This is a genomic window from uncultured Photobacterium sp. (assembly GCF_947502415.1).
Classification (GTDB): Bacteria; Pseudomonadota; Gammaproteobacteria; order Enterobacterales; family Vibrionaceae; genus Photobacterium.
This window is the reverse complement of record NZ_CANMZV010000059.1, coordinates 1-3,389: the sequence shown is the minus strand read 5'-3', so window position 1 is coordinate 3,389 and position 3,389 is coordinate 1. Positions and strand designations below refer to the sequence as shown.

Below are 3,389 nucleotides of genomic sequence, written 5' to 3'. Positions count from 1 at the left end.
ACCATTGGTTTCTCTAAATCTGAAGAAATGCACGACAAAGTGATAGGCACATTCATTGAGCGTGAGTTCTACAGATGTTAGTTCAACAAGTTGGCGTCATGACCAGATCTGATGGTTTTTTGCAAAAAAATAAAATTTTATAATGAAACGGTGTGAAACGAAAAAAGGGCTAAAAAGCCCTTTTAGTTTTGGAACTACCGTAGCTGAGGATTAGATCTTTTCTACGTTAGCTGCTTGTAAGCCTTTAGGACCTTGCTCTGTTTCGAACACGACTTTCTGGCCTTCAGCGAGAGTTTTGAAACCATCGCCTGTAATGGCACGGAAATGAACGAACACGTCAGCACCGCCGTTGTCTTGAGTGATAAAACCAAAACCTTTTTCTTCGTTAAACCACTTAACGGTACCTGTTGCTTTAGACATACTGTCTCCTGAATTTCTACATCAAAAAATAAACGCCAATAACTATTTAACTTTGGTGACAATTGAAACAGATTTCTTCAATACAACATCCTTTGAGCAAGGACCGATCATGAAGGGCATTCGTTCACATTGTTGCATCATTGCCAAACACTACTGGTCTATTGAAAGAGTAGGCATTGCTATATTTTTTGCAAATAGAATGATGGGAAAATTGTGGATGAATTCACACGTTTTTTACTTTTTGGTCATTATTTTCATGATCTCTAGGCAAATGAATTAAAAGCAAAAATTTTCACATATGAGATGATGCAAGTAATCACTCGCGTGAAATGGGTTGAAATGTTCATTATTCGTTTTTTTTCTGTATCAAATCAAAGAATCGTTGATAATCTTTTTTGGCTCATAATGTGACTTGAGTAACGCCATAACTTTCTGTTATAACGAAGCTAGTTAGGTTTTGTAGATTCATAAAAGGACAAATAATGAACACTATCCTGGAACTGGTACGCCAGACACGCCGTAAAAATAAGCTAAAGCGCGAAATTTTGGATAATGATCGTAAGATCCGCGATAACCGTAAGCGTGTTGAGCTACTGGAAAACCTGCTTGACTATATCAAAGTTGATATGACTCATGATCAGATTGTAGAAATTGTCGAAAACATGAAGGGCGACTACGAGGATCGTGTTGATGATCACATCATCATCAGTGCTGAGCTTTCTAAAGAGCGCCGTGAAGTAAGCAAGAACGTAAAAGATCTGAAGAAACAAGAGATCGGCTCTAAACAGTAACCTTGAGCAGAATTTTAAAAACCCGGCAAATGCCGGGTTTTTGTGTATGGGTTAGCTTAGTTGGTTGATATCGGATGGCGGCGAAATAAAGTTGTGTACGCAATAAACCAATAGTTCACAATTTGCCATGCGATCACTGAGTTCATCGATCATATCGTTATATGATTTATGTCGCTGAAGCGGAGTGGGGCATAGCTGGCGATACAGTGTCGTTAAGTCAAAGCGATACCCCCAGGTATTACAATGCGTACGGAGCAAATGATCAGCCCAATACTTGTTTTGGTATTGCCAGAGTGCGTTATTAAGATCGCCGCTGATTGGCCTTGAGACAGGTGTTATAACGTAACAAAGTCCGACAGGGGCAACTAACAGCGTCCTATGAAACTTTGCATTATTAAATGAAGGTTCTGTAAGCAAAATATCCTCTCTCGAGTGTGGCTAAAGAGTTGTCTCTACTAAAATGAATAATCAGTGTCTATCCATGATTAGCCTGCGTTCGTGATGTATATGCCTTAGCTTCTTCTACTCGAGCGAAGAGATTGTTGGCTTTTTTCATAACAGAACTTGCGCTACGCTCTTTTTTTGCTTTCAAGAATTGGTCGGAAAACTCCAGATAGCGTGTTGCCATAGAAAGGCGGATTTGAATTAAAGGCGAAAAATCATTTGGTAATGAAGTGGTGAGTTTATTTACGTTTTTGTTCAGCTTGTCTAACTGCGCCACAGTTCTGACTTTGTTGAGTTGGGAGTTAAAATTGCCAAATTGGTACTTATAGAATAGGTTAGCTGCCAAGTATGGAAAATCAGGTGAGTTGCCGTGTTGTTTTTGCTTACGATATTCATTCATTTGTTGAATGGCATCTACTAGCTTGATTGCCGACGTCAGAAGGTGTGCTTGTTCTGTAAAAATCAAATTGCCTGCTTTAATTATTTCACTTAGCTTAGAGAAATCACGCTGGCTAGAGGCGGTGTTGAACTGTTTGAGAAAGGTTGTTTCTGCTTTTTTTGATGGAGATAGCTTGAAGTCACTTTTGACGTTACCTAAATCGGCCATTAACTGATAAATATCATTTTCATCACTTTTTTCTTGATAATCACCTTGTTCTAATAGCGTATTGATTTTGTGAGTAAGCATGTCAATTGTTGCTTGCCAACTGTTGTTGATATCTGCAGATAAGGTTGAAAGCATCATTGAGTCAGGATAGAGCTGCTTGGCAGATTGCAGTTCTTGTTGTACGGCATAATAATCCGGATAGCGCTCACCTTTACGGTCTAATATTGTAGTGATGCGTTTTTCGTATATCGAAAGGATCCGATTTCTATTTTTACGAAGAAGCCCATCTTTCAGTAATGATTTGTCCTCAGGAAAAGAAGAAATAGACTCAAGCAGTTTTGATGACGGTAAATTGGCTAGTTGATGTTCTGCAGCTACATTTTGCTCAAGCTGCTGAATCGATGATGATAACTTGATGATTTCGTTATTTTTTAAATGGTATCCGTAACCGGCTATTGCCGTTATCCCGCATATCGTTGCCAGAGCCGTAATTTGAGGCCAATGTTTGGCATTGATTCGCTGATTAAATGTATCGAAACTATCCAGACGTTTTAAGCCATCAAATTGTAAACCTTGACTAAGGATGCGCCATTTTCTGTAATTAATATTACGCGGCTTGCTTATCTGCATTTGTGATTGTTGTGCAAGATCTGCAGGTTTGCGATTAAACGGATGTTGGCTTGTTAACAGTTCATATGCAATGTAGCTGAAGGCAAAGATATCATCTTTGATTTCCGGCTCATTACCTTTTAGTAATTCGGGGGAAGCATAAGTTGGTGTATAACCGCACAGCGCATTGGTTTCATCTTTGACTTCTGCAGCATAAATATCAGCATTAAGGTTCAGCGCTCGTGAAACACCAAAATCAAAGATTTTAATTGTACCATCACGAGTAAGCATAATGTTGCTTGGTTTTAAGTCGGCATGAACGACGCTTTGGTTGTGAGCATATTTAAGTGCAGATACAATTTGGTTAAGAAGCTTCATTGAACTTGGGTAATTGAGGCCATTTGGGCGCGAACGTTTGATAACTTCTTCTAGAGTTTCGCCGGGTCATGACGCCAACTTGTTGAACTCTCATTTGTAGAATTCTCGCTCACTGAATGTACCAATGACCTTGTCATGCG

General features: G+C 39.2%; 4 protein-coding genes. 2 read left to right on the top strand and 2 right to left on the bottom strand.

Features of this window, described 5'->3' with window-relative positions; genetic code table 11:
* Window positions 1-81, top strand: an 81-nt coding sequence (locus tag Q0852_RS23340) for an IS1 family transposase (RefSeq protein ID WP_299018109.1), incomplete at its 5' end; no start/stop codon positions are given.
* Between the two features lie 129 nt (window positions 82-210).
* Here the strand turns inward: Q0852_RS23340 and Q0852_RS23335 are convergent.
* A complete protein-coding gene (locus tag Q0852_RS23335) occupies window positions 211-420 on the bottom strand; it encodes a cold-shock protein (protein ID WP_299022763.1) in 210 nt (69 codons plus the stop codon).
* 482 nt (window positions 421-902) lie between these two features.
* Between Q0852_RS23335 and Q0852_RS23330 the strand changes: the two genes are divergently transcribed.
* Window positions 903-1,211, top strand: a complete 309-nt coding sequence (locus tag Q0852_RS23330; protein ID WP_299022761.1) for a DUF496 family protein — start codon at window positions 903-905, stop codon at window positions 1,209-1,211.
* A gap of 475 nt (window positions 1,212-1,686) precedes the next feature.
* Here the strand turns inward: Q0852_RS23330 and Q0852_RS23325 are convergent, their stop codons facing one another.
* Window positions 1,687-3,291, bottom strand: a complete 1,605-nt coding sequence (locus tag Q0852_RS23325) for a protein kinase (RefSeq protein ID WP_367278188.1) — start codon at window positions 3,289-3,291, stop codon at window positions 1,687-1,689.
* Window positions 3,292-3,389: the final 98 nt, after the last annotated feature.